We start from the raw sequence: 21,523 nt of genomic DNA, 5'->3' as shown, positions 1-21,523 counted from the left end.
CAGGGGCGGGCCCCGAAGACGCGCGCGGGACGGCGCCGCCGGGCCCCGCTCGACGATCCCGCATATCCACTCGCGCATCCGGAACCACACTTGTTTCCCGCCATATCAAGCCCTGAAACAAGATTTCTGATGTGACTTTCGCGACGATGGACGGGCCCGACCTGACCTTCACGGTCTTGGAGGCGTAGCCTTTATTCCCGCTGTCCATCACCTTGTGAAGCGGAAGAGGGCGGTTGCCGCCGTGTCGCCACAGTCCCCCAGTAACTCGAGCATCTCGACCGACACCGACCAAGCCGGGAAGAACCCCGCGGCCGCGTTCGGTCCCAACGAGTGGCTCGTCGACGAGATCTATCAGCAGTACCTCCAGGACCCGAATTCGGTAGACCGTGCCTGGTGGGACTTCTTCGCCGACTACAAGCCGGGCGCGCCTGCCGCGTCGGCTCCGGCGGGTACTGCGGCCGCGGGGGCCGCAGGGACCACCACTCCGGCTCCCCAGGCCCAGCCGGCCGCTCCCGCCCAGGCCGCTCCCGCGCCGGCGCCGGCGGCCGCTCCGAAGCCCGCCGCGGGCCCCGCCGCCGCTCCGGCTCCCACGCCCGCCCCCGCGGCGAAGGCGCCGGCCCCCGCTCCGGCCAGGCCGGCGACGCCCGCACAGGCGCCGGCCCAGCCGAAGCCCAAGGCCGCCCCGGCCGCGGAGGCCCCCGAGGGCCCGGAGTACGTGACGCTGCGCGGTCCGTCCGCCGCCGTCGCGAAGAACATGAACGCCTCGCTGGAGCTGCCGACGGCCACCTCGGTCCGCGCGGTCCCGGTGAAGCTGCTGTTCGACAACCGGATCGTCATCAACAACCACCTGAAGCGCGCCCGGGGCGGGAAGATCTCCTTCACGCACCTGATCGGCTTCGCGATGGTGCAGGCCATCAAGGCCATGCCGTCGATGAACTACGCGTTCGGCGAGAAGGACGGCAAGCCGACCCTCATCAAGCCGCCGCACGTCAACCTCGGCCTGGCCATCGACCTGGTGAAGCCCAACGGCGACCGCCAGCTCGTCGTGGCCGCCATCAAGAAGGCCGAGACGCTGAACTTCTTCGAGTTCTGGCAGGCCTACGAGGACATCGTCCGCCGCGCCCGTGACGGCAAGCTCACGATGGACGACTTCACCGGTGTGACGGTCTCCCTGACCAACCCCGGCGGTCTCGGCACCGTCCACTCCGTGCCGCGTCTGATGCCCGGCCAGGCCGTGATCATGGGCGTCGGCTCCATGGACTACCCGGCCGAGTTCCAGGGCACGAGCCAGGACACGCTGAACAAGCTCGGCATCTCGAAGGTCATGACGCTCACGTCGACCTACGACCACCGGGTGATCCAGGGCGCCGCCTCCGGCGAGTTCCTCCGCCAGGTCGCGAACCTGCTGCTCGGCGAGAACGGCTTCTACGACGACATCTTCGAGGCGCTGCGCATCCCCTACGAGCCGGTCCGCTGGCTCAAGGACATCGACGCCTCGCACGACGACGACGTCACCAAGGCCGCCCGGGTCTTCGAGCTGATCCACTCCTACCGGGTGCGCGGCCACGTCATGGCCGACACCGACCCGCTGGAGTACCAGCAGCGCAAGCACCCCGACCTGGACATCACCGAGCACGGCCTCACCCTGTGGGACCTGGAGCGCGAGTTCGCCGTCGGCGGCTTCGCCGGCAAGTCGATGATGAAGCTGCGCGACATCCTCGGCGTGCTGCGCGACTCGTACTGCCGCACCACCGGCATCGAGTTCATGCACATCCAGGACCCCAAGCAGCGCAAGTGGATCCAGGACCGCGTCGAGCGCCCGCACTCCAAGCCGGAGCGCGAGGAGCAGCTGCGCATCCTGCGCCGCCTGAACGCGGCGGAGGCCTTCGAGACCTTCCTGCAGACGAAGTACGTCGGCCAGAAGCGCTTCTCGCTGGAGGGCGGCGAGTCCGTCATCCCGCTGCTCGACGCGGTCATCGACTCGGCGGCCGAGTCCCGCCTGGACGAGGTCGTCATCGGCATGGCCCACCGCGGCCGCCTGAACGTCCTCGCCAACATCGTCGGCAAGTCGTACGCGCAGATCTTCCGCGAGTTCGAGGGCAACCTCGACCCGAAGTCGATGCACGGCTCCGGCGACGTGAAGTACCACCTGGGCGCCGAGGGCACCTTCACCGGCCTGGACGGCGAGCAGATCAAGGTGTCGCTGGTCGCGAACCCCTCGCACCTGGAGGCCGTCGACCCGGTCCTCGAGGGCGTCGCCCGCGCCAAGCAGGACATCATCAACAAGGGCGGCACGGACTTCACCGTGCTGCCGGTGGCGATCCACGGCGACGCGGCCTTCGCGGGCCAGGGCGTGGTGGCCGAGACCCTAAACATGTCGCAGCTGCGCGGCTACCGCACCGGCGGCACGGTCCACATCGTCATCAACAACCAGGTCGGCTTCACCGCGGCCCCCGAGTCCTCGCGTTCCTCCATGTACGCGACGGACGTGGCCCGCATGATCGAGGCCCCGATCTTCCACGTGAACGGCGACGACCCGGAGGCCGTCGTGCGCGTGGCGCGGCTCGCCTTCGAGTTCCGCCAGGCGTTCAACAAGGACGTGGTGATCGACCTCATCTGCTACCGCCGCCGCGGTCACAACGAGTCGGACAACCCGGCCTTCACCCAGCCGCTGATGTACGACCTGATCGACAAGAAGCGCTCGGTGCGCAAGCTCTACACCGAGTCCCTGATCGGTCGCGGCGACATCACCCTGGAAGAGGCCGAGCAGGCGCTGCAGGACTACCAGGGCCAGCTCGAGAAGGTCTTCACCGAGGTCCGCGAGGCCACCTCGCAGCCGGCCGCCGGTGACACCCAGGCGCCGCAGGACGGCTTCCCGGTCGCGGTCCCGACCGCGATCTCCTCGGAGGTCGTGAAGCGGATCGCGGAGTCCCAGGTCAACGTCCCCGACCACATCACCGTGCACCCGCGTCTGCAGCCGCAGCTGCAGCGCCGGGCGGCGATGGTCGAGGACGGCACGATCGACTGGGGCATGGGCGAGACCCTCGCCGTCGGCTCGCTGCTGCTGGAGGGCACCCCGGTCCGCCTCGCGGGCCAGGACTCCCAGCGCGGCACCTTCGGCCAGCGCCACGCGGTCCTGATCGACCGCAGCACCGGCGAGGAGTACACGCCGCTGCAGTACCTCTCCGAGGACCAGGCCCGCCTGAACGTCTACAACTCGCTGCTCTCCGAGTACGCGGCGATGGGCTTCGAGTACGGCTACTCGCTGGCCCGTCCCGACGCGCTGGTGATGTGGGAGGCCCAGTTCGGCGACTTCGTCAACGGCGCCCAGACGGTCGTGGACGAGTTCATCTCCTCGGCCGAGCAGAAGTGGGGCCAGACCTCCGGCGTCACCCTGCTGCTGCCGCACGGCTACGAGGGCCAGGGCCCGGACCACTCCTCGGCCCGCCCGGAGCGGTTCCTGCAGCTCTGCGCGCAGAACAACATGACGGTCGCGATGCCGACCTCGCCGGCGAACTACTTCCACCTCCTGCGGTGGCAGGTGCACAACCCGCACCACAAGCCGCTGGTCGTCTTCACCCCGAAGTCGATGCTGCGCCTGAAGGCGGCGGCCTCGAAGGCGGAGGAGTTCACCTCGGGCGAGTTCCGTCCGGTCATCGGCGACAGCTCGGTCGACCCGGCGGCGGTCCGCAAGGTCGTCTTCTGCACCGGCAAGGTCTACTACGACCTGGAGGCCGAGCGGCACAAGCGCGGTGCCACGGACACGGCGATCATCCGCATCGAGCGCCTGTACCCGCTGCCGGGCGCGGAGCTCCAGGCGGAGGTCAACAAGTACCCGAACGCCGAGAAGTACCTGTGGACGCAGGAGGAGCCGGCGAACCAGGGTGCGTGGCCGTTCATCGCGCTCAACCTGATCGACCACCTGGACCTGGCGGTCGGCGCGGACATCCCGGCCGGCGAGCGGCTGCGGCGTATCTCGCGTCCGCACGGCTCGTCCCCGGCGGTGGGCTCCGCCAAGCGTCACCAGGCCGAGCAGGAGCAGCTGATGCGTGAGGTGTTCGAGGCGTAGGCCTCCGGCGGTTCAGCCGAATGCCGGGCCCGGCTCCGAGTTCTTGTGGACTCGGAGCCGGGCCCTTCGCCTATTGGGTGGGGTTGTCGGGAGTGTGTGCGACTGCGGGGGGCGTGGGGGTTGTTCGCGCGGTTCCCCGCGCCCCTTCGGGCGCTCAGCCCAGGTAGGGCTCGAAGTCCCAGTAGGGGCGGGTTCGCTGGCGGGCCGAGATGGTGTGGGGGTGTTGGGCGCCCAGGGTGCGGGTGAGGCCGAGCAGGCCGTCCTCCTCCAGCTTTCCGGCCTCCTCGTGCTCCCGCGCGGCCCGCAGGTCGGCGGCCAGCGCCACCTGGCTGGAGAGCGTGAGCGGATGCTCGTGCCCCAGCGTGTGCCGGGCCCGGCGCAGGGTCTCCCGGCTCAGCTCCACGGCGTCGGTGATCCGGTCGGCCAGGTTGCGGGCGCTGGCCGCGTTGAGGGCGCAGCCGAGGACCCATGGGTGGTCGGCGCCGAGGGTGGCGGTGAGGCCCGCGAAGGACGCCTCGAACATGGACAGGGCCTCGGCGCGTTCACCGGCGGCCTGCATGACGAGACCGGTGTTGGAGAGCATGCCGGTGGCGACCGGATGGGCCGGGCCGAGCAGCGCCCGGTAGCCGGCCTCGGCCTGGTCGATCAGCTCCCGGGCCTGCGAGAGGTCGCCGTGCTCCCGCAGGTAGTTGCCGTAGTTGGTGGTGAAGGCCAGGGTGCGGTAGTGCTCACGGCCGTGCACCTGCGCCAGTTGCTCGAGCAGGTTCGCCATCTCCGGCCCCAGGTCCTGGGTGTGGCCGCCTTCCCGGCGGCGGCACATGACCAGCTGGCCGCGGGCCGAGAGGGTCTGCGGATGCCGTGCGCCGAGCACCTGCAGGCTCAGCCGGACCACGGTCTCCTGACGGGCCAGCGCGTCCCGATACCGGCCCAGCATCCGCAGGTCGTGGGCGACGGCGCCGCCCGAGTTGAGGGTGCTGATGTGCCGGGCGCGCAGTACGTTGTCCCGTCTGGCGAGCGTGTCCAGGTCGAGTTCGTACGCCTCCTGGTAGCGGCCGAGCAGCCGCAGGCCGACGCCGTGGTTGTGCCGGGCGATCAGGGCGGGGCCCTCGTCCGGGCCGAGCAGTCTGCCGTAGCCGTCGAGGACTTCGCTCTGCAGCTCGTGCGCCTCGTCGTAGCGGCCCAGGTGGCGCAGGCTGGCGGCCATGGCGCCCTTGGTGGACAGCTCGGCCAGCTCGGAGCGCGACCCGGCGGCGCCGAGGCGCTGGTGGACGGCGCGGTCGAGCTCGTAGGCGTCGCGGAACCGGCCGCTGGCCCGCAGGATGTTGCTCTCCTGGGTGGTGAGGTCGAGCATGGGCTGGGCCAGCGGGTCCATGATCCGGGACCAGTGGTCGCGGATCCGCCGGGCCAGGTCGAGACCGCCCTTGTACTCGCCGCTGCGGTAGCAGTAGCGCAGACAGTTCAGCACGGTCTCCTGGACGCGCGGCTGGGCGCTGCTGAGGGCGCCCGAGGGCTCCAGGTGGGGCAGCAGTTCCGCGTACCGGGGCCAGTTGCGGCTGTCCAGCGGGTTGCCGGGGTCGGCCTGGGCCAGCAGGGTGCGGACCGCCTGGCGGTGCACGACCCGGCTGTCCTCGCTGGTCAGCTTGGAGACGATGTCGTGGACCAGCCGGTGCATGTGGACCGACTCCTGGTGCGGGCCCATCTCGACGCCCACCGGGCCGCGGGTCTCCCGGGTCAGCACCGAGTAGTTGACGAGCGTGTCCAGGGCCCTGGTCCAGGCGGTCAGGTCGCCGGACATCCAGCGCAGTTGCTCGGGCAGGTCGGCGTGCGGGTAGGCGCGGATGAGACCGAGCGGGATGCGTCCGGGGGCGAACGAGGTGCACAGGCCCAGGATGTCGATGGTCTGCGGCTGGGCGCCGCGCAGCCGGTTGAGCAGTATCGACCAGGACGTCATGGACGACCGCGGGAAGCCCTCGCCGGTGGCGGGCTCGTCCACGGTGGACAGCCGGCGCTCACGGACCATGCGCAGGTACTCGGGCACCTCCATGCGTGACTCGCCGAGCCAGGAGGCGGCCTGGACGAGCGGCAGTGCCACGTCGCCGAACTCGGCGGCGACCTCGTCGGCCTCGGCGGAGCTGATGTGGGGTGCGCGGCGCAGCAGGTAGGCGGTGGACTCGGCGCGCAGGAAGGCGGGGATCTCGAGGATGTCGGTGTGCTCGCCCCAGCCGCGGTTGCGGGAGGTGACGAGGACGTGGCCGGCGCCCTGCGGGAGCAGCGTGTCGATGCCCTCGGTGTCGTCCCAGCCGTCGAAGATCAGCAGCCAGCGGCCGTAGGGCTCGCCGCGGCGCAGTGCCTCCCGGACGGCCCGGATGCGCTCGCCGGGCTCGTCGCCGACCCGCAGGCCGAGCTCCACGGCGAGTTCGCCGAGCCGGTCGCGCTGGATGTTGCGGTCGTCGGAGTTGACCCACCACACCACGTCGTAGTCGGTGCTGAACCGGTGCGCGTACTCGGCGGCGAGCTGGGTCTTGCCGATGCCGGACATGCCGAGCAGCGTGCAGACGGCGGCGCCCCGGTCGGCGTCGGCGAGTTGCTGGTGGAGGCTGGTGAGCAGGTCGTCGCGGCCGGTGAAGCGGGGGTTGCGGCGCGGGGTCTCGCCCCAGATCTCGCACCGGTTCTCGGGGTAGCGGGCGCGGTGGGCGGTGAGCCGCGGGACCCGGCGGCGCTCCAGGCCCAGCCGGCGCAGCAGCCGCTCCTCGGCGGCCTCCTCGCTCAGGCCCCACAGGCTGGCCGGTTCGAGGACCGCGGTGGCCGGCAGCAGTGAGCGGTTGGTGAGGTTGACGGCGGCGAACCGGTCGGCGTTCGCCGCGACGAAGCCGCGCAGCGCGTCGTTCCACTCCCCCGCCGGGCGCGGTCCGAGTTCGAAGAACCAGTCGTCCAGGACGAGCAGCACCGGGCCGGAGGCCAGCAGCAGGTCGGCGAGGGAGTCCTCCAGCGGGGTCTCGCGCGGGGGGTCCCAGCGTTGCAGCGTGGCCTGATGCCCGTGGCTCTCCAGGCACTGGGCGATCCAGGCCGCCCAGGCCCGGTGGTAGCCGGGGAAGACCACCAGGACCCGGTCGGATGCCGGGGCCCCGTCACCGCCCGACCGCCGCTGTTCCGCCATCGCACGCTCCCTGTTCCCGCCACCGCACCACCACGGCACACGTTAACGCACAGAAATTACCCCTCTGCGGAGCGTCACAGAGCATTTTTGGCCGTCATGCCGAGACCGGCGTGGTGGCGCCGCATGCCTTGGACGAACTCCCGCCCCGCTGGAGTCAGTTCATCGGATTCCAGGAGCAGGGACAAGGCCTGACCCACCTCCTCCCGGAACAGCTCGAACCGCTCACCGGCCCGCCGCCGCCACGCCGGTGCGGCCCCGGCGCCGGCGCGCACCCTCGACCACAGGTCGGTGAGGGCCAGATGGGCGTACGCGCCCTGCAGCACGGCCGGTGCCGGTCGGGGGTCCGGGCGCCACCCGACCCGGTGCACCGCGCTCCCGCCGGGTCCGCACAGCGGGACCAGCTCGTCCAGGGCCGCCAGCTTGGTGTGGTGGGTCTCGTGCACCAGTGACTCGGCGAGTTCCCGCGCCGTTCCCGGGAGCTGGAGCAGCGCGGCACCGGGCGCGGACCTGAGCGTGGCTCCCACCGGGGTGGCCCCGGTGCCCGCGGCGGACAGCGGTACGACGGCGCGCAGCACGGCCCCGGTCTCGGCGGCGCGCCGTCCGTCGACCGCGGTCAGCAGCTCGCGGGCGCGGCGCCAGCGGCCGGTCCAGGTCTCCCAGGGGCAGTCGGGGCGCTCCGCGGTGCGCAGTGTCTCCGGGGCGGTGCCGGGTGGGGGCGCCCGGTACGGGTCGAGATCGTCGAGGCTGACGGTGCCGCCGGGCAGCGTCCGCAGCGCGCTCCAGCCGGCTCCGCCGGCGGCCCGCCCGGACGCGCCGGACCCGGGTCGCCCCGCCGGGTGCGGCAGGACCACCGCTGTGTGCCCGCCCCGGTCCTCGATCCGCGTCCCGTCCGGTCCGCCGTCCAGCCGGACCCGGCCCGACGGGCAGCGCAGCACACCGAGGCCGGGCAGCACCAGCAGACCGGTGGGCACCGCCAGGTCCGCGGTCGCCGGGTGGCCCGCGCGGACGGCCGCCGCGACGGCCACACCGGCCAGCTGGGCCAGTTGACGTTCGAACGCGGCGCCCTGGGGCGCGGCGAGCGCGGCGGCCAGCCAGGCGCCGGTCATCGGGTAGTCGAGCACGTCGTGGACCGCGGCGGGGGCGGTCCTCTCCGCGGCCGCCAGCAGCGCCCAGGCCCGCTCGAAGTCTCGGCTCGCGGCGGGGCCGAGGAGATGGCGCTGCCGGTCGGCGCGCACCAGGAGGGACTTCAGGAGCAGCATGCGACGCGCGTGGACCGCGGCACGCAGTGTCGCGGTACCCCGGGGTGTGGGGCGGGTGCCGGCGATCGCCGTGAAGACGTCGGCGGGTATCGGCGCCGAGGTCATCCCCGCTCGTCCGGGGACCGGCCGGGCTCGGCGAGTCCGGCCGAAAACGTATGCCCGGCGGACGGCTGTACCTCGCCCTCGGTGGTGCTGAACCAGACCTGCTGGCACTCGGTGGCATCACGGAGGACGAGGTCGACGGCGGCGGTCAGGGCGGGATCATCGAGAAAGCGCAGGGTACGCAGGTCCACGCCGCCAAGGTCGGGCAGAGGCGCGGCGCGCCCGGCGTCCCGGCCGGGGACGGCCACCCCGCTCAACTGCTTCGCCACACTCGACTCCTCCCTGCCGGCGAACGGCCCGCTCCATCGCCATGGCTGCCGAGTTCTTCCCGGCAGCCCGGAAGTGAAACCCTTACCAGATCAACTTCGGTCAAATTCCGACCAGTTCGCCCACTCTCCGGTCCACGGCCACCAGGGCGGAGCGATCCGCTCCCATTCCTCGTCCGGCAGCCCTCGTACCGCACGCGCCGGCCCCTCCCCCGTCGCCGGCTCCGCCGCGGCCCGCCGGGTCAGCTCGACGTCCGCCCAGTCGACCTGGCGCAGCGCCCCGGCCAGCCGCTGCCACTGCTCCCGGGCCGCCCGGTAGGCGCCGCGCGCCGCTGCGGGCCGGCCCATCAGGGCCAGCACCACCCCGCTGCCGTGCCGCGCCCGGGCGGAGGTCACCGACCCCGGGTCCTCCCCGTGCGCGGCCCGCGCCTCCCGTTCCGCGTTCTCGTACGCCTGCAGGGCGTCCGCCAGCACCGGTGCCCCGGCGCGGCGCCAGCCCTCCAGCCGCACCCGTCCCAACTGCAGCCATACTTCGGCCCGTACGGCCGCGTCGGCGGCCGCGCGCGCCGCCTGGCCGAGCAGGTGCCGGCTCTCGAACAGGTCGGGAAGGAAGCCGAGGTGGCGGAAGCGCTGGGCGAGCGCGCTGCCGACCAGGCCCTGCAGCCGTCCGCGGTGCGCGGACCGGGCGGGCAGCGCCTGCAGCGCCTCGCGCAGTACGTACTCGGCCCGGTCCACGATCCTCGCGCCGTCCCGTGCCGAGGCCCGCCGCAGCAGCGACTCGCCCCAGGAGGTGAGGAGTTGGCCGCGCAGGGCTCCGTCGCCGGGGGCGAGCAGCGCGGCCCGCTCGTAGGCCTCGTCGGCTTCCGGGGCCTCGCCCGCCGTGTCGTGGAAGGCGGCCAGCGCGGCCAGGCTGGGCAGCAGCAGACCGGGGTCGTCCCCGGCGGCCCGCCGGGCCCGCAGCAGCGCCCGCCGGGTCTCGCCGTCCTCGGCCCCGGCCTCCCGCAGCGCCCGCGCCAGGTCGAGCAGGGCGGGCCCGCGTACGGCGTCGGGGGCCCGTTCCAGGTCCAGCGTCGCGCAGGCCTCGCGGAGTTCGCCGACGGCGGCGGCGGGGCGCCGCAGGTCGAGCAGGATCCGGCCGCGCAGCAGCAGCCGGGAGCGGTGGGCGGTGACGGGCCAGGGTGCCTGGCCCGTCCCTGCCGGCACGCGGTGCGGTGCCTCGGTTTCGCCGCGCGTCGTCTCGTCCCCGTCCGCCGGGGCAGCCGGGTCCGTCCCGCCGGGCGTCCCGTCCCCCGGGCCCGGGCCGGCCCCGGCGTCCTCCCCGGTGCCGTCGGACCGCGCGGAGGCGTCGTGGTCGTCCCGGTGCCCGGCGCCGGACCAGGCCCGTGCCCGTTCGGTCAGGAGCGGCCAGGGAGCGGTCTCGGCGTCGAGGACGTCCAGGGCGTCGCCGAGCTGGCCGCCCTCCCCCGTCAGGCGCCACAACTCACGACGGCAGGAAGCGAGTTCCAGGGCTGCGTCGGCGCGTTCGCGGCTGCCGGCACCGGCCGCGGCGTGCGCGGCGGCGAGTTCGGCCACCGCCTCGCGCAGCAGCTCGGCGCGGCGTCCCGCCGTGCGCGCGGCCGCCGTGCCCGCCTCGGCGCGCAGGATGCGGCCGAGGACCAGGTGGGGCCGGACGGCGGCACCGGCGCCCGGAAGGACCGTGGGGGCCGGGGCGGTCGCCGCGCGGGCCTGTTCACGGGCGCGGCGCAGCACCTCCGGATCGGCCAGGTGGTGCCACTGGTCGAGCAGGCGCTCGGCCTCGGTGAGCGGGTCGGGCGTGACGAGGTCCGGAAGGTAGAAGCGCAGGACGCGGGCCGGGATGCGGGCGAACAGCTCGGCCTCGACGCTGCCGCCGTCCTCCGGCGGGACGCCGTCCGGCGCGAGGCGGCCGGCGCCGGCGGACGGGTCGTGGTCGGCGAGCCGGGCCGCGGCGAGGGCGGCGAAGTTGCGGGTGCCCCGGCCGAAGTGCCGTTCCACATAGGCCGAGCAGTGTTTCAGGACGAGCCCGGCGGTGTCCTGGTCGAGGGAGGACAGCAGCAGGTTCTGCACCCGTCCCGAGTAGGCGAAGCAGGGCTGCTCCCCGGTGCCCGGAAGCTGTCTGAGCAGTCCGCCGAGCAGCACCTCGGCCAGTTCCATGGGCCCGGTGTCCGGCAGCATCGCCCGCTGGACCAGTTGCATCACGGGCAGGGTGAGCGGGGCCGCGGCCAGGTAGACCGCCAGCCGTACCGCGCCGGGCGAGGCTCCGGCGCGGAAGGCCCGCAGCAGTTCGTCGTCGCTGTGCGGCTCCTCGTGGACGTGCGATCGGCCGTCGTGGACGTACGACCGGTCGTCGCCCTGCGGATCGCCGTCGCCGTCCGGTCGGCCGTCGCCGTACGGGGCCGCGCCGGCGAAGGCCGTGGCTGCCGGGGCCGTACCCGGGCGGGTGAGCGCCGCCCAGGCCCGCTCGCGGACGGGGCCGCTGCCGCCGAGCAGCCGGGCGAAGGCCTCGAAGGCCTCCGGGGTGGGCTGCAGCACCGGTACCGGCCGGGCGTGCGGCGCCGGTTCCTCCCAGGGCTCGTCGTCGGGCTCGAAGTTCAGCCGTCCGCCCACCCCGGCGGGGCGCTCCAGCAGGCCCGGCTCGGCGGGCAGCTCGGTACGGCCCCACAGCCGGGGCGGCAGTGGCTGGACGACGGCCAGCGGGGCGGTGCGCGGCCACTGGTGCAGCAGCCGCTGCGCGCTGCCGTTCTGCCACAGCGGACCCACGCAGTCGCTGATGACGAAGGTGAGCCCGCGGCCGGTGGGATCGTGCAGCTCGTCGGCCGGGCGCAGCCTGGTGCGACGTCCGGGACCGGCGGTCGTACCGACGAGGAGGGCGCCGGAGTCGTCGGCGTACAGGTGGTGGACGCGGACGGAGGCGAACGCACCGGACTGCTGGCAGGCCTGCCGCAGTTCCTCGACCAGTTGTCCCCAGACGGCCATGTTGGGCCCGGTGTCCATGAGCAGCTGGACGTCGCAGCGCCGGCGGCGGCCGGGCCGGACGACCGGGAGCAGGATGCCGCTGGCGGCGGCCTGCTCGGCGGTGGCCTCCTCGTCGATCCGCTCGTCCCGGGGCGGGGCGGCGGCGACCTGGTAGCCGCCGAGGGCGCGCAGCGCCTTCTCCAGGCCGAGCAGCCCGGGCAGGGCGCCGGCGGCGGGCGCTCGGACGGGAACGGCGGTGGGGGTGCCGGCGTCACCGTGCGGGCGCGCCGGAAGGCCGGGGGTGAGCAGAGGCACCGGGGCGGCGGGGGCGTCCGCCCGGGGCCGGGGCGGTTCGGCGGCGGTCGTCGCCGCGTCGGCACCGGCGGGTGATGCGTCCGGTCCGGTGGCGGGCGGGTCCGCCGGACCGGTGCCGGGCTGCCGGGCGGGTGCGTCGCGGGGCGGGGCCGCGCCGAACCGCCGGGCCAGCCAGACCGCGTCGGCCACGTCCTCCGCGGTGAGGTCGAGCCCGCCCTGGCGCAGCTTGCCGATCAGCTCGTCCAGGCGCATCCCGGGCATCCGTCCCTCACCTCGTACGGTCGAGCGGCTGCATGAGCATCTCGGCGATCCGCTCCCGGGTGAGGCTCTGCGCGCGCGGGTCGTGGCGGGTGAGGAAGAGGGCGTTGAGGAGCTGGTCGGCGGCGAGCACCTCGCCGGGTTCGCGCTCCAGGAACCTGCGGATGAGATCGGCCCCGCCGGCGACACCGTCCGCGCCGAGGTGCGCCTCGACCATCGCGGTGAGCTGCTCCTCACCGGGCGGGTCGAGTTCGAGCTGGACGCAGCGCCGCAGCAGCGGAGCGGGGAAGTCGCGCTCCCCGTTGGAGGTCAGGACGATCACCGGGAAGGCGGTGCAGGCGATCCGCCCGCCGTGCACGGCGACCCGGTCGCCGTCGTGGGTGAGCACCTCGACGACGGGTTCGCGGTCGGCCAGCCGCTCCAGCTCGGGGATCGAGAACTCGCCTTCCTCCAGGGTGTTGAGCAGGTCGTTGGGCAGGTCCAGGTCGCTCTTGTCGAGTTCGTCGATGAGCAGTACGCGGGGCTGCTCGGCGGGCAGCAGGGCGGTGCCGAGCGGGCCGAGCCGGATGTAGGACCCGATGCCGGGCGCGGCCGTGCCGCCCTCACCCCCGCGGGCCCGCTCGAGCTGGACGTCCTGGAGGCGGCCTATGGCGTCGTACCGGTACAGCCCGTCCTGGAGGCTGGTACGGCTGACGATGGGCCAGCGCAGCACCTTGCCGAGCCCGAGTTCATGGGCGATGGCGTACGCCAGGGTCGACTTGCCCGTGCCCGGGTTGCCGGTGACCAGCAGCGGCCGGCGTAGATACAGGGCCGCGTTGACCGCGTCCACCTCGGCCGGCCGGGGCGCGTAGCTCTCCACCAGACGGCGGCGGACACCGAGCCGGCGGGCGCTGCTGGGGTCCTCGGGGCCGGCCTCCGCGTCATCGCCCCGGGAGGCCGTGAAGTCACGCCAGGGCGGCGGGGGCGGCAACCGCCGCATGCCGTCGTGCGGCTGACCCACTCCGCAGTAGATCCGCCAGTCGTTCACCTTGGGCTCCTCCCAAATTTGGTGATCATGCAGCGGGCCCGGCCATTTGACCTACGAGGCTACCGTCAGGCGGCCGTGTCTGCCGAGGTTCGAGCGGCCCGGCGTTCACTTCCGGACCTCCGAACAGCCGTGTTGCGGACGGGGTTTGACGGGTGGTCCGGGCGTGCCGGGCGGATCGGGTGCGGGGCGGTCGCCGGAACGGCCATCGGATCGGGGGTCGGCCCGGCCGTAGGACCTTTCGCCGGGCCGTCCGCCGGGCCGTCCCCCGGATCAGCCGTCGGGAGCGGCCAGTGGCGGCGGCCGCATCGTTCCGGCGGCGCGCGGTGGGCGGTCCGGCGGGTCGAACAGCACGGCCAGTTTCCCGCGCAGGCCCCGGGCCCGGGCCGACTCGGGGTCGTACAGGCGGATGCGCAGGTCACGCACCGGTTCGTGCAGGTCCTCGGCGTGCCGGGCAGCGCCCACCGCATGGGCGGCCTGCTCGTGGAAGGCCTTGCACTCGTCGTGGTCGTGCCGGTCCCGGCGCCACAGCACCACCGGATGGCCCGCCATCAGCGCGTCCCTCATCGCCGCCTGCCCCTCCCCGCTCGCCACGGGGCCGCAATAGACAAGAACACAGGTGTCGTCCAGCGCCGACAGGGTGCCGTAGTACAGGTAGCGGCTCCCGGAGCGGGACGGGGCGGCATGGCCGTCGGCCGGGGCCCGGCCGTGCAGCGGCTCGTGCGTGAGCGGCCCGCGGGCCACGCCCCGCCAGCGCCTGCGCCACTCCGGAGAGGGCGGCCGCTCGCTGCGCCGCAGGTCCCGGATGACGACGGTCCGGCGCATGCCGAGCGGCATGGACCGCTCGTCCACGAAGTCGTCGTCCTCGTCGTCCTCGTGGGCTTCGCCGTCCCAGTCGCCGGGGCCGCGGCCGTCGCCATGGCCGCGGTCGTCGTGGTCGTCGCGGAAGGCGCCCGGGTGGTCGGGCAGCAACTGCCATTCGTCCACCGGCAGGTCGAACAGCTTGCGGGGCAGGAAGACCTCGATCCCGGCCAGATGCTCTCCGTGGTCCCCGAGGTCCAGCGCACGGTCCAGCGGGCCGCGCAGCACCGCCGCGAGCCGGTCGACGCGCACCCCCCGGTCGTCGGCGGCGACCGGGGTGACGTCGAGGCCGTCGTGGATCAGCTCCACGCTCCAGGGGTGCAGCCCGCCGTACATGGCCGCGCCGACCCTGACGAGGACGTCGGTACGGCCGGTGGTCACCGCCTCGGCGGTCACGGCCGTCGGCCCGGGGGCGCCCCGGGGGTCGGGGATGAACGGGGGTTCGGGCGCGGACCGGAGCTCGGACGTGGCCGGGAGCACGGGCGAGAGGTGGGACGCGGGCGGGGCCTGGAGCTCGGAGGCGGGCGGAGCCACGGTCACCCGGGCGGGCGCGGCCGTGGTCGCGGCAGCGGTCAGGGGCGTGATCGCGGCGGTACGGCCGGCGGCCGGCCCTCCCTCGATCGCTCCGTCCGGCCCTTCGTCCGGTCCCCCGTCCGGCCCGCGGCCGTCGATCCCGTTCAGCAGTCCCCGGATGGCCCCGCTCACCGCCCAGTGCCGATGCCGCCCGGCCTGCGCGCCGAGCCATTCGGTGAACGCGCCGAGCCGGGCCGGGTCGATCTCGCCGGAGCGCTCGCGCGCGGTCTTCCGCACCACCTTCGCCGCGTACAGCAGGACGGCGTCGAGATCGACCAGCGTCCCGCCGCCCTCCGTGTCCAGGGTGCGCAGTCCGTACAGCAGGGCCGCGCCCTCACGCCAGGTCCGCACGTTCCGCGGCACCAGCGAGCGCAGCCGTTCGCCGCGCACCCGCTCCTTGACCTCCTCCACCAGGTGGACGATCTCGCCCGCTCCGGCGGGCGGCGGCAGCTCGGCGAGATGGCCGTAGAGCCGGGCGCGCAGTTCGGCGGTGATCCCGGAGACGGGCGGCGCCAGGGCGGGCAGCCCGGCCTGCAGCGTGGTCCAGTTGGCGTACGGCGACGGGTCGTCCAGGAGGCGGAGATGGTGCCGGTCGTGTGCGCGCAGTACCTGGCGCAGGACGCCGGACGTGTCGCGCCGGTCCAGCAGCTCGTGCAGCGCGGTGACCGGGACGGCGACGCCCTCCTCCCGCCGGCGGCCCTTGATGACACCGACGACCGAGCCGTGCCGCAGGTCGAGCACGGGTCCGCCGGACAGTCCGCCGATCGGCAGGCTGCCGCCGAGCAGCAGCGCGCGGGCGTCGGAACCCGCGAGTTCACCGGTGCCGTGCCGGACGCCCAGCTCGCCGGTCTGCAGGGACCAGCCGTACAGCCCGATCGGGGCGCGGGCCCCGGGCTCCCGGTCGCCCAGCCAGAGGCACCGCGCGTCGTCCGCGCCCTCGACCCGGACGAGCGCCAGGTCGGGGAACGGCCAGGGGTCACGGAGCGTCTCCGGCTCCTCGGGCCGGGGTGCCAGGAGTACGGCGGTCCCGGTGCCGGAGCGTTCCTCCCAGGCGTCGGTGGCGGCGGGTTCGGTGGTGCGTTCCTGCCAGGTCACGCGTAAGGCGCTCTCCCCTCGGCACACCGCGGCTCCCCCCTTCCCCACGACATGGGCGCAGGTCAACAGCCAGCCCGGGGCTATGAAGAACCCCGATCCCCAGTACGGGTCACGGTCCGTTGCATACCCGTCACCCGCTGCGCCGATGCGCGCGAGAGAGGGGCGCACCATCTCGTCGAAGGCGCTCATGCGGAGCCGGGGGCCGGCGAGCGGGGCGGTGCGACTCCGCCCCCGGATGCCGCGGGATCCGCGCCGTCCCCGGCCGTCGCCGGTTCGGTCCAGGTCAGGGACACCGTCAGGGAGGACGTGCCGCCGCCCTGCGCTATGGCGCTCACGATCCTGCCCGACTGCGCCGTCAGTTCGATTCCGAAGCTGACGGACACCTCGACCGCGGCGGGCGTGTCCAGACCGGCGCGCAAGGAGCGCACGACACCACCGACCGTGCCGGCCAGCCCGCCCGCCATGTCGACGACGCGGTCACCGAGCCCCGTGTCCCAGTAACCGCCCTCGTCGAGCGCCTCCTGGTCACGCCCGCCGATCCTGGCCCAGACGACCGTTCCGTCGTCGAGCCGTACGCGTTCGACTCCTCCACCCATGACGCCCCCGTTCACCGAATGGGAGAAGAAGGCTAACTCCGGTGACAGGTGAGAGGGAGGGGCAATGGACGATACGGCCGACTCGACTTGCCGCTCGCCCTACTCGTCCTACTCGTCGTCCTCGTCGTCGAGCCGGGCGAGCCAGGTCGCGAGCCGCTCGACGGGCACCTCGAAGTCCGGGTTGAGATCGACGAACGTGCGCAGTTGCTCGGCGAGCCACTCGAAGGTGACCTCTTCCTCGCCGCGCCGCTTCTCCAGCTCCTCGATCCCGCGGTCGGTGAAGTACATGAACTGCCTCTCCTGCGAATCCACCCGGCCCCTGTGGGCCCGCCTACAGCCTATGCCTTGACTTTCCGCATCCACGATATATCGTGTTTCACAGAAGACGCGATATGGCGTGTCCGCGCCCCGGCCTAGGAGGCCCCATGTCCGAGTGGTCCATCGCCGACCCCCAGAAGCTGACCTTCGACACCCCGGTACGCGACCTGCACGTCCGCATCGTCAACGGAACGGTGAACGTCGTCGGTACGGACGAAGGTTCCGCCCGCCTGGAGGTCACGGACATCGAGGGCCCACCCCTGATCGTCACCCACCAGGGCGGCACCCTCACCGTCGCCTACGACGACCTGCCGTGGAAGGGCTTCCTCAAGTGGCTCGACCGCAAGGGCTGGCGCCGCAGCGCGGTCGTCTCCCTCGCGGTCCCCGCGGACACGCGCGTGGAGGTGGGCGTGGTCGGTGCCGGCGCGGTCGTCTCCGGGATAAGCGGCGCCTCGGTGATCAAGGGCGTCACCGGTGACACCACCCTCGTCGGCCTCTCCGGGCAGGTCCGCGCCGACACCGTGTCCGGCAACCTGGAGGCCCAGGCCGTCACGGGCGACCTGCGGTTCCACTCCGTCTCCGGTGACCTGACCGTGGTCGAGGGCTCGGGCCCCTCCGTCCGGGCCGACTCGGTCAGCGGCTCCATGATCATCGACCTGGACCCGGACGGCCCCACCGACGTCGGCCTGACCAGCGTCTCCGGCGAGATCGCGATCCGCCTGCCGCACCCGGCGGACGCGGAGGTGGAGGCCAACACCGCGAGCGGCACGATCTCCAACGCCTTCGACGGACTGCGCGTGCACGGCCAGTGGGGTGCCCACAAGATCACCGGCCGGCTCGGCGCGGGCAACGGCAAGCTCCGGGCCACGACGGTGTCCGGCTCCATCGCCCTGCTGCGCCGCCCGCCGGGTGAGGACGAGCCCGACACCCCCCGCGACGCCGGCACCGGCTCGCCCGCCGACGGCACGACCGACGGCACGACCGACAAGAAGGTGCTCTGACATGCCTCCCGTCTTCGCCCACGGCCGCCTGCGTCTGTACCTGCTCAAGCTGCTCGACGAGGCCCCCCGCCACGGCTACGAGGTGATCAGGCTCCTCGAGGAGCGCTTCCAGGGCCTGTACGCCCCTTCGGCGGGCACGGTCTACCCCCGGCTGGCCAAGCTGGAGGCCGAGGGCCTGGTCACGCACACCACGGAGGGCGGCCGCAAGGTCTACGCCATCACGGACGCCGGCCGCGCCGAACTCGCCGACAGAAGCGGCGAGCTGGCCGATCTGGAGCTGGAGATCCGCGAGTCCGTGGCGGAACTCGCCGCCGAGATACAGGCCGACGTGCGCGGCGCGGCCGGCGATCTGCGGCGCGAGGTGCGCGCCGCCGCGTCCGAGGCCCGCCGGGGCTCGGGGAAGAACGGCGGCGATGCGGGGCCCCTCGGGGAGAGCGGCGACCTCGGGGACAAGGAGGCCTGGCGGGCCGCCAAGGAGGAGATGCGCCGGGTCAAGCAGGAGTGGAAGGAGCAGGCCCGCCGCGCCAAGGACGAGAGCCGCCGGGCCCGCGAGGAGGCCCAGCGCGCCCGCCACCAGGCCCAGGAGGCCCAGGCACGGGCACGGGCCCAGGCGCAGGAGGAGATGCAGCGCATCGCGCACCGGGTCCAGGAGCGCGTGCAGGACCACTTCACGCGCGGCGACTGGCCGACCGGCGTACGCGAGGGCCTGACCGAACTCGCCAAGGAGTTCGGCGAGTTCGGGAAGGAGTACGGCAAGGAGTTCGGCAAGGACCGGGGCTTCGGCCGCACCGGGGACGGATCGGGCGCCGGCTCGCGCAAGTCGGCCCCCGCGACGCCGGAGTACTCCGCACCCCCGGAGGACTTCCCGGCCGAGTACGAGCCGTCCTGGGCGCACGAGGCCCCCACCGGCGAACCGGCCCGCGACCTGGACCGCCTGCTGGACCGCTTCCGCGACGACATCCGCGACGCGGCCCGCGACCACGGCGTCAGCGCCGACCAGCTCAGGGACGCCCGCGGGCACCTGTCGGCGGCGGCGGCCCACATCGGCGCGATACTGCGCCGCCCGAGGGTCTGACCCATCGGCGGCCGGGGCCCGCACGGCGGCGTGACCCCGGCCCTCACCTGGGACACGCCGCGACGGGCACGGTCACTCGTTCGTCAGGACGATCTTCCCGAACTGCTCGCCGGACGCCAGCCGTTCGAAGCCCTCACGGGCCCGGTCCAGCGGCAGGACCTCGTCGATGACGGGGCGTACGCCGGTGGCGGCGCAGAAGGAGAGCAGGTCCTCCAGCTCGTCCTTGGTGCCCATGGTGGAGCCGACGACCTTCAGCTCGAGGAAGAAGATCCGGGTCAGTTCGGCGTGCGAGGGCCGGTCACCGCTGGTGGCGCCGGAGATCACGAGCGTGCCCCCGGGCCGCAGGGACTTCACCGAGTGGGACCAGGTGGCGGCGCCCACGGTCTCGATGACGGCGTCCACGCGCTGCGGCAGCCGGGCCCCCGACTCCACCGCCTCGACCGCGCCGAGTTCCAGCGCCCGCTTCCGCTTGGCCTCGTCCCTGCTGGTCGCGAAGACCCGCAGTCCGGCCGCCTTGCCCAGCACGATCGCGGCGGTGGCGACACCACCGCCGGCGCCCTGGACGAGGACCGAGTCACCGGGCCGCACCCCGGCGTTGGTGAACAGCATCCGGTAGGCCGTCAGCCAGGCCGTCGGCAGACACGCGGCCTCGGCGAAGGACAGCTCCTTCGGTTTGGGCAGGATGTTCCAGGCCGGCACGGCGACCTGCTCGGCGAACGTGCCCTGGTAGCGCTCGGTGAGGATGGAGCGGGGCTCCTTGGGGCCGACCCCGTGGCCGCTCTGTCCGATGACGGAGTGCAGGACGACCTCGTTGCCGTCCTCGTCGATCCCGGCGGCATCGCACCCGAGGATCATCGGCAGCTTGTCCTCGGAGAGGCCCACACCGCGCAGGGACCAGAGGTCGTGGTGGTTCAGGGAGGCGGCGCGGACGTTCACCGTGCTCCAGCCCGGCCGGGCCTCGGGGGCCGGACGCTCCCCCAACTCGAGTCCGGTGAGCGGCTGGTCGCGGTCGATTCGGGCGGCGTAGGCAGCGAACATGGGCTCGACGATAGGTGCGTCGTGCAGCCGGCGGAACCGCGGGGGGCTGTGACACATGCCCTCTTGCGCAAGGGCACCCGAGCGGAGCAGCCCGGCGCGCGGCCACGGGCGGCCCACCGGCACCGCCGCGGAGAACACCCGGGACGGACGGGCGGCTGGGCGGCCGGACAGAAGAAGGGCCCCGCCCGAACGGGCGGGGCCGTCCTGCGCGACGTCAGCGACGGGCGACGCCCTCGGCCCGGGCGGCTGCCGCCACCGCCGCCGTCACCGCGGGAGCGACCCGCTCGTCGAACGGCGACGGGATGACGTAGTCGGCGGCGAGGTCATCGCCCACGACGGCGGCCAGCGCCTCCGCGGCGGCGATCTTCATGCCCTCGGTGATCCGCGAGGCCCGCACCTGCAGCGCGCCCGCGAAGATCCCGGGGAAGGCCAGCACGTTGTTGATCTGGTTCGGGAAGTCCGAGCGCCCGGTCGCGACGACCGCCGCGTACTTGTGCGCCACCTCCGGGTGCACCTCCGGGTTGGGGTTGGCCATCGCGAAGACGAAGGCACCCTCGGCCATGGAGGCGACCGCCGCCTCCGCGACCGTACCGCCGGAGACGCCGATGAACACGTCCGCACCCGCCAGGGCGTCCTCCAGCGACCCGCTGATGCCGGCCTTGTTGGTGAAGGAGGCGACCTCGCGCTTGACCGGCGTCAGGTCCTCCCGGCCGGCCGACACGACGCCCTTGCGGTCCGCCACCGCCACGTCCCCGATGCCGGCCTCGATCAGCATCTTGGCGATGGCGACACCGGCCGCGCCGGCGCCCGAGATGACGGCCCGGAGCTGCCCGATCTCGCGGCCGCTCAGCCGGGCCGCGTTCCGCAGCGCCGCGAGCGTCACGACGGCCGTGCCGTGCTGGTCGTCGTGGAAGACGGGGATGTCCAGACGCTCCTGCAGCCGGCGCTCGATCTCGAAGCACCGGGGCGCCGAGATGTCCTCCAGGTTCACCCCGCCGAAGGAGGGAGCGAGCCGGACCACGGTCTCGACGATGTCGTCGACGTCCGTGCAGGCGAGCGCGATGGGCACCGCGTCGACTCCGCCGAACTGCTTGAACAGGATGGCCTTGCCCTCCATCACGGGGAGGGAGGCCTCGGGTCCGATGTCCCCGAGTCCCAGCACGGCCGTGCCGTCGGTCACGACGGCGACCACCGAGGACTTCCATGTGTAGTCGTTGACCAGGTCCGGCTGCTCCGCGATCGCGGTGCACACGCGCGCGACGCCGGGCGTGTACGCGAGGGACAGGTCGTCCTTGTCGCGGACCGGAACGGTGGCCTGCACGGCCATCTTGCCGCCGCGATGGAGCGCGAACGCCGGATCGAAGGAATCCAAGGGCTCGGCCCCGTCCTGATCCGTTGTGTTGTCGCTGCGAGGATTGACGATCTCCGCTGCCACTTTGTCTTACCCCTTAGGTATGCATGGTTTGAGGGTCGACCACTCCTGGTGAGGGGTGGGCGGGCACCGCGCAGGCCCGGTTACCGATACGTACGAGCGGCTGCGCGA

Annotated in this window: 13 protein-coding genes; 3 read left to right on the top strand and 10 right to left on the bottom strand. The window is 73.5% G+C overall.

What is annotated here, in order from left to right:
- Positions 1-241 precede the first annotated feature (241 nt).
- Entirely contained in the window at positions 242-4,069 is a 3,828-nt protein-coding gene (locus tag ABZ478_RS06310) for a multifunctional oxoglutarate decarboxylase/oxoglutarate dehydrogenase thiamine pyrophosphate-binding subunit/dihydrolipoyllysine-residue succinyltransferase subunit (protein WP_359545779.1), read from the top strand.
- A gap of 154 nt (positions 4,070-4,223) precedes the next feature.
- On the opposite strand, the gene fxsT is transcribed toward ABZ478_RS06310, so the two are convergent.
- From fxsT to ABZ478_RS06270, 8 genes are all read right to left on the bottom strand, one after another.
- A complete protein-coding gene (gene fxsT / locus ABZ478_RS06305; RefSeq protein WP_359545777.1) occupies positions 4,224-7,226 on the bottom strand; it encodes an FxSxx-COOH system tetratricopeptide repeat protein in 3,003 nt (1,000 codons plus the stop codon).
- A gap of 74 nt (positions 7,227-7,300) precedes the next feature.
- Positions 7,301-8,590 (bottom strand): HEXXH motif-containing putative peptide modification protein, encoded by a 1,290-nt coding sequence (locus ABZ478_RS06300; RefSeq protein ID WP_359545775.1) that lies wholly within the window; start codon positions 8,588-8,590, stop codon positions 7,301-7,303.
- Complete coding sequence (locus tag ABZ478_RS06295) at positions 8,587-8,856, bottom strand: hypothetical protein (RefSeq protein WP_359545773.1); 270 nt, start codon at positions 8,854-8,856, stop codon at positions 8,587-8,589. The genes ABZ478_RS06300 and ABZ478_RS06295 overlap by 4 nt, the downstream gene beginning before the upstream one ends.
- Positions 8,857-8,946: 90 nt before the next feature.
- Complete coding sequence (locus tag ABZ478_RS06290) at positions 8,947-12,402, bottom strand: SAV_2336 N-terminal domain-related protein (protein ID WP_359545771.1); 3,456 nt, start codon at positions 12,400-12,402, stop codon at positions 8,947-8,949.
- A 7-nt stretch (positions 12,403-12,409) separates the two neighbouring features.
- Positions 12,410-13,426, bottom strand: a complete 1,017-nt coding sequence (locus ABZ478_RS06285; RefSeq protein WP_358927595.1) for a MoxR family ATPase — start codon at positions 13,424-13,426, stop codon at positions 12,410-12,412.
- Between the two features lie 270 nt (positions 13,427-13,696).
- Positions 13,697-16,123, bottom strand: coding sequence for a trypsin-like peptidase domain-containing protein (locus ABZ478_RS06280; RefSeq protein ID WP_359545913.1), 2,427 nt, complete (start codon positions 16,121-16,123; stop codon positions 13,697-13,699).
- A gap of 14 nt (positions 16,124-16,137) precedes the next feature.
- The gene (locus ABZ478_RS06275) at positions 16,138-16,548 is read right to left on the bottom strand and encodes a CU044_2847 family protein (protein ID WP_358927594.1); all 411 of its coding nucleotides are present in this window, start codon (positions 16,546-16,548) and stop codon (positions 16,138-16,140) included.
- Positions 16,549-16,656: 108 nt separating this feature from the next.
- The gene (locus ABZ478_RS06270; RefSeq protein ID WP_003992906.1) at positions 16,657-16,836 is read right to left on the bottom strand and encodes a DUF6104 family protein; all 180 of its coding nucleotides are present in this window, start codon (positions 16,834-16,836) and stop codon (positions 16,657-16,659) included.
- 137 nt (positions 16,837-16,973) lie between these two features.
- On the opposite strand from ABZ478_RS06270, the gene ABZ478_RS06265 reads away from it, so the two are divergent.
- Both ABZ478_RS06265 and ABZ478_RS06260 read left to right on the top strand, forming a co-directional pair.
- Positions 16,974-17,867, top strand: coding sequence for a DUF4097 family beta strand repeat-containing protein (locus ABZ478_RS06265; protein WP_359545769.1), 894 nt, complete (start codon positions 16,974-16,976; stop codon positions 17,865-17,867).
- A gap of 1 nt (position 17,868) precedes the next feature.
- A complete protein-coding gene (locus tag ABZ478_RS06260; protein ID WP_359545767.1) occupies positions 17,869-18,942 on the top strand; it encodes a PadR family transcriptional regulator in 1,074 nt (357 codons plus the stop codon).
- Positions 18,943-19,014: 72 nt separating this feature from the next.
- Here the strand turns inward: ABZ478_RS06260 and ABZ478_RS06255 are convergent, their stop codons facing one another.
- The gene (locus tag ABZ478_RS06255) at positions 19,015-19,980 is read right to left on the bottom strand and encodes a zinc-binding dehydrogenase (protein ID WP_359545765.1); all 966 of its coding nucleotides are present in this window, start codon (positions 19,978-19,980) and stop codon (positions 19,015-19,017) included.
- Positions 19,981-20,194: 214 nt separating this feature from the next.
- Entirely contained in the window at positions 20,195-21,415 is a 1,221-nt protein-coding gene (locus ABZ478_RS06250; RefSeq protein ID WP_359545763.1) for an NADP-dependent malic enzyme, read from the bottom strand.
- Between the last annotated feature and the right edge of the window lie 108 nt (positions 21,416-21,523).

Source organism: Streptomyces sp. NPDC005706 (assembly GCF_040631045.1).
GTDB lineage: Bacteria > Actinomycetota > Actinomycetes > Streptomycetales > Streptomycetaceae > Streptomyces.
The sequence above is the reverse complement of the archived record's forward strand: the minus strand, read 5'-3'. Positions and strand labels throughout refer to the sequence as shown.

Coding starts and splice junctions, on each gene's coding strand:
- ABZ478_RS06270 (WP_003992906.1), bottom strand. CDS start 16,836: ATGTACTTCACCGACCGCGGGATCGAGGAGCTGGAGAAGCGGCGCGGC.
- ABZ478_RS06265 (WP_359545769.1), top strand. CDS start 16,974: ATGTCCGAGTGGTCCATCGCCGACCCCCAGAAGCTGACCTTCGACACC.
- ABZ478_RS06255 (WP_359545765.1), bottom strand. CDS start 19,980: ATGTTCGCTGCCTACGCCGCCCGAATCGACCGCGACCAGCCGCTCACC.
- ABZ478_RS06300 (WP_359545775.1), bottom strand. CDS start 8,590: ATGACCTCGGCGCCGATACCCGCCGACGTCTTCACGGCGATCGCCGGC.
- ABZ478_RS06280 (WP_359545913.1), bottom strand. CDS start 16,123: ATGGTGCGCCCCTCTCTCGCGCGCATCGGCGCAGCGGGTGACGGGTAT.
- ABZ478_RS06260 (WP_359545767.1), top strand. CDS start 17,869: ATGCCTCCCGTCTTCGCCCACGGCCGCCTGCGTCTGTACCTGCTCAAG.
- ABZ478_RS06275 (WP_358927594.1), bottom strand. CDS start 16,548: ATGGGTGGAGGAGTCGAACGCGTACGGCTCGACGACGGAACGGTCGTC.
- fxsT (WP_359545777.1), bottom strand. CDS start 7,226: ATGGCGGAACAGCGGCGGTCGGGCGGTGACGGGGCCCCGGCATCCGAC.
- ABZ478_RS06290 (WP_359545771.1), bottom strand. CDS start 12,402: ATGCCCGGGATGCGCCTGGACGAGCTGATCGGCAAGCTGCGCCAGGGC.